5 protein-coding genes are annotated in these 4,261 nt (G+C 37.2%); 4 read left to right on the top strand and 1 reads right to left on the bottom strand.

The features are described 5' to 3' along the window. Positions 1-495, bottom strand: a 495-nt coding sequence (locus Q0X89_RS02040; RefSeq protein ID WP_297690943.1) for a vWA domain-containing protein, incomplete at its 3' end; no start/stop codon positions are given. A 213-nt stretch (positions 496-708) separates the two neighbouring features. Between Q0X89_RS02040 and Q0X89_RS02035 the strand changes: the two genes are divergently transcribed. From Q0X89_RS02035 to Q0X89_RS02020, 4 genes are all read left to right on the top strand, one after another. Beyond that, on the top strand, positions 709-2,640 hold the full coding sequence (locus tag Q0X89_RS02035; protein WP_297690942.1) for a histidine kinase: 1,932 nt from the start codon (positions 709-711) through the stop codon (positions 2,638-2,640). After that, positions 2,637-3,368, top strand: coding sequence for a LytTR family DNA-binding domain-containing protein (locus Q0X89_RS02030; RefSeq protein ID WP_297690941.1), 732 nt, complete (start codon positions 2,637-2,639; stop codon positions 3,366-3,368). The genes Q0X89_RS02035 and Q0X89_RS02030 overlap by 4 nt, the downstream gene beginning before the upstream one ends. A gap of 41 nt (positions 3,369-3,409) precedes the next feature. Then, positions 3,410-3,925, top strand: coding sequence for a gamma carbonic anhydrase family protein (locus Q0X89_RS02025; RefSeq protein WP_297690940.1), 516 nt, complete (start codon positions 3,410-3,412; stop codon positions 3,923-3,925). Positions 3,926-3,976: 51 nt separating this feature from the next. Beyond that, on the top strand, positions 3,977-4,261 hold a 285-nt coding region (locus Q0X89_RS02020; RefSeq protein ID WP_297690939.1), incomplete at its 3' end, for an ACP S-malonyltransferase.

The raw sequence follows: 4,261 nt of genomic DNA, 5'->3' as shown, positions 1-4,261 counted from the left end.
GATCATTTTTAAGTTATCAGGATTCTTTCCCCAGTCTAACTGACGTAATGAAGTCTGAATAACTTCCCCGCAATATTCTTCCCCGCCATTTGTGCTGAGGGAAAAAAGTTTTTCAGAAATCTCGTCCAGGTCACTACTAAATCCAATAACCTGTTGAATATAGCCTTCTTTTGAAGATAGGCCGTCATTTCCATATTGGTAAAGCGCAATTTGCAAAGCAGGCCTGTGCCCACTTCCACATTTAGCATACGAGAATTGATTTACAATATCCCATAGTTGTGCTTTGGCCTGATTAATTAATCCATCCATACTATTACTGGTATCCAGCAATAGTGCGATTTTCACAATATTGTTGTCTTTATCTTTTTTGTAAATCAAAAATTTTTCCCCCTCAGAGTTATTTCTTTCCTCCTTGCTACTGGAGGCATACCCCAATGCTGTTCCAAGACTCCAACTTATTAATATAATGCTTAAAATGTGCTTTAAATTTTTCATAATGTATTTTTTTTAATTAGAAATATTGGTTAAATGTAGGTCTGAACTTTTTCACAAAAAATAAGGAATGAGGGAAATGAACCTCTAAGTGAGTGAAATGGTACAATGATTGCGTAAAGCCTGTTATTAAGGGATAAACAGAGCACAATTTGAAATAAGGGTATTTTTTAATACCGTATAAATCAAGTAAGTTTATCCTTATAAAAGCAAATCATGCAAAAGAATAGAATCCTGTTTCTGGTTTTTAATCTTGTCCTTTTTATGGGCTTCTCTCAGACACAAAAGAGGACTGAGGATTCCTATCGGGTTTCTTTAGATTCCGCGAAATTCTACAAGAAAGGGGATATCGCTAAAAGCATTGATTTCATTGCACAGGCAATAGGTAGTCTTGGTAAAAACCCGGAAAAAAAAGAACTCGCCCTTGCCCTAACAAACCTCGGGGAGGTCTATGAATATCACAGGCAATACGATTTGGCTATTTCTAATTTTAAGGATGCACAGGAAGCCTATAAAACCTTCAGGACAGCTTTATTACTAGGAAAGGCTTACATCCAAACACGCGATTATAAAAATGCGGCTTCAGAACTTCATCCTCTTGAGGAGGTAAATGGTGTGGTGCCCTTTCAAAAAATTGAGTTATATGAGTCGTTGGGGGATGTTTATAAGGGATTAGGTGAAACCCAAAAAGCAATAGCCTATTATCAGGAAGGTTTAAAAGTTGCCAATAAGAATCAGGTTAATCCAAAAATTCCCGATTTAAATTCTAAGATCGCAGATGCATATGCCCGGGATAACCGGCTGGAAGAAGCCGAAAGTTATTACGGTAATTCATTAGAACTTTCAAGTCAGCAGGCCCCTCAAAGAGCTATTCGGGAAAAGGAAAAAGTTGCTGATTTTTACAATAAGAAAAATCAGTATGACGATGAAATTAAGCTAAGGAAAAAGAGCCTGAATGAATTGCAGTCACTGCCCAGGACTGCTGCCAAGTCAGCCAGAACTCCAATTGAAGCAGATTCCATTACAGCACAAAGTATTAATTACAAAATTGCCAATGCCTATGTGGCTCAGGATAAATATGATGAAGCTATACCCTATTTGGAGGAGAGTATAAAGGAAGCGAATAATGAAAATGATCTAGTTATTCAAAAAGATGCTACACGTAAACTTTCTGAGGTCTACAGGGATAAAGGTGATTTTTCAAAAGCCTTTGAAACCTATCAGAGCTATGTTGCTATAGTAGATACACTTTATCTCAGAAAAGAACAGGAGATTTCACAAGCCTCAAGATTGAGTAGGGAAATTGCAACCGGACAAAGCAGAATTACGGGTCTGGAAAAAGAAAGGGAGCTTTCTCAGAGTAAGTACGATCTGGCACTAACAGAACAACAGCTGGCCCTTGAAAGTAATAAAAAACAAAAATGGATAATTTATTCGCTTATTTTCGGGATATTGCTTACCGCTCTGGCCGCCTACTTTTTTTACCGGAGTAATAAACAGCAACAGCTGGCTAATAACTTATTGGCGCTAAAGTCTTTGCGCTCACAAATGAATCCGCACTTTATCTTTAACGCCCTGAATTCTGTAAACAATTACATTGCTAAAAATGACGAACGCAGTGCTAATCGGTATTTAAGTGAGTTCTCTACCTTAATGAGGGCTGTGCTAGAAAATTCTGAAGAAGATGTTATTTCACTTTCAAGAGAATTGGAGCTGATAGAACTTTATGTGAAATTAGAACATTCTCGTTTTACTGAGAAGTTTGATTATGCTATAAATATTGATGAGCAAATTGATGCGGAGGCGTTTCAGATACCTCCTATGCTGCTCCAGCCCTATATAGAAAATGCAATTTGGCACGGACTTCGATATAAAGAGGAGAAGGGAACCTTAAGCATTGAACTCGTGCAAAAAGAAACAGATCTTATTGAAATCCGGATTACCGACAATGGGATTGGAAGAAAAAAGTCTAAGGAGTTAAAAACAAAAAATCAGAAAACCCAAAATTCTAAGGGGATGGGAAACATCAAAAAACGGATTGCGATTCTCAATACTATGTACAAAGACAAAGTATCTGTTTCTGTCAAAGACCTAAATAATGATGCCACAGGCACTCAGGTAATTTTAACCTTAAGAAAGGTGGTATGATACTAAAAGCAGTCATTGTTGAAGACGAAAGTAGCAGCAGGGAAATATTGCGTAACTACCTGGCAAAATATTGTAAAAATGTAGATGTTTTAGGCGAGGCGGCAAGTGTCAGGGATGGTATAGAACTAATTGCAAAAACTAAGCCCGATCTTGTTTTTCTTGATGTAGAAATGCCTTTTGGAAATGCCTTCGATTTGCTGGATCAATTACCTGATAGATCTTTCGAAACTGTTTTTGTAACCGCTTATAATTCTTATGCCTTGGAAGCATTAAACAATCATGCGGCCTATTATTTAATGAAGCCAATAAATATTGACGAACTTATTAAGGCCGTTTCTTATGTTGCTGAAATAAAAGAAAAAGAAAATGCAATGGAGGATAAGATTCTAAAGTCAAAAATGACTAAGGCTGAAGGCAAAATTACCTTACCCCAGCAAGATGGTTTTCAGGTATTAAATGTTTCTGATATCCTCTATTGCAAGGCTGACGATAATTACACTGAAATTTATCTGGAAAACAAGAAATTACTCGTAAGCAAGACCTTAAAATATTTTGAAGAAGCTCTTGCCGATTACCCATTTGCCCGAATCCATAAGTCCTACCTTGTAAATGTAAATGAGGTGATAAAATATAGAAAAGGTAAAGGAGGCAGTGTAATCGTATCTAATGGAAAAGAATTATTGGTTTCTGCTTCTAAGAAGAGACAATTATTATCGTATTTTGAATAACTTTCAGGGCTATAAACAAAACCTAAAGAATACAAATTGATATGATCATTAAAACCGTTAATGGAAAAACACCTCAGATAGGTGAGGATTGTTTTATCGCTGAAAATGCTACTATTGTGGGAGAAGTTACTATGGGCGATCAGTGCAGCATTTGGTTCAATGCTGTTGTAAGGGGTGATGTAAATAGTATTACGATGGGGAATAAGGTAAATGTCCAGGATGGGGTGGTTATTCACGGCACATATCAAAAATCGGCAACTACAATAGGTAACAACGTATCAATAGGCCATAATGCCCTGGTGCATGGTTGCACCATAAAGGATAATGTCTTAATAGGCATGGGCAGTATAGTAATGGACAATTGTGTGGTAGAAAGCAACAGCATTATAGCTGCCGGAGCTGTTGTGACTGCCGGGACCCATATTCCAGAGGGATCTGTTTTTGCCGGGATGCCCGCGAAAAAGATTAAAGATATCAGCGTGGAATTAAGTTCAGGGGAGATAGACCGCATAGCTAATAATTATGTAAAATATTCCGGGTGGTTTAAAGAAAATTAGTTTTAAGAGCGCAATTATCATTATTTTTATACACTCAAAAAACAGACTATAATGAATGCATTTATTTTTCCCGGACAAGGGGCTCAATTTCCCGGAATGGGACTCGATATGTATGAAAAATACAGCCAGGCTCAGGAACTATTTGAAAAGGCTAATGATATACTTGGATTTAACATAACGGATATTATGTTTGAGGGTTCCGCTGATGATTTAAAAGAAACCAAAGTTACGCAGCCTGCTATTTTCTTACATTCTGTAATATTGGGTAAGATGATGGGAAAAGATTTTAAGCCGGATATGGTTGCCGGGCATTCATTGGGTGAATTTTCGGCTTTG

Origin of the sequence: uncultured Eudoraea sp. (assembly GCF_947258525.1) — a bacterium.
Taxonomy (GTDB): domain Bacteria; phylum Bacteroidota; class Bacteroidia; order Flavobacteriales; family Flavobacteriaceae; genus Eudoraea.
Note: the sequence above shows the minus strand (reverse complement) of the source record. Positions and strands in the feature narration are given on the sequence as shown.

Bases quoted from the DNA above. Each gene is read 5' to 3' on its own strand.
- Q0X89_RS02025 (WP_297690940.1), top strand. From the start codon at position 3,410: ATGATCATTAAAACCGTTAATGGAAAAACACCTCAGATAGGTGAGGAT.
- Q0X89_RS02035 (WP_297690942.1), top strand. From the start codon at position 709: ATGCAAAAGAATAGAATCCTGTTTCTGGTTTTTAATCTTGTCCTTTTT.
- Q0X89_RS02030 (WP_297690941.1), top strand. From the start codon at position 2,637: ATGATACTAAAAGCAGTCATTGTTGAAGACGAAAGTAGCAGCAGGGAA.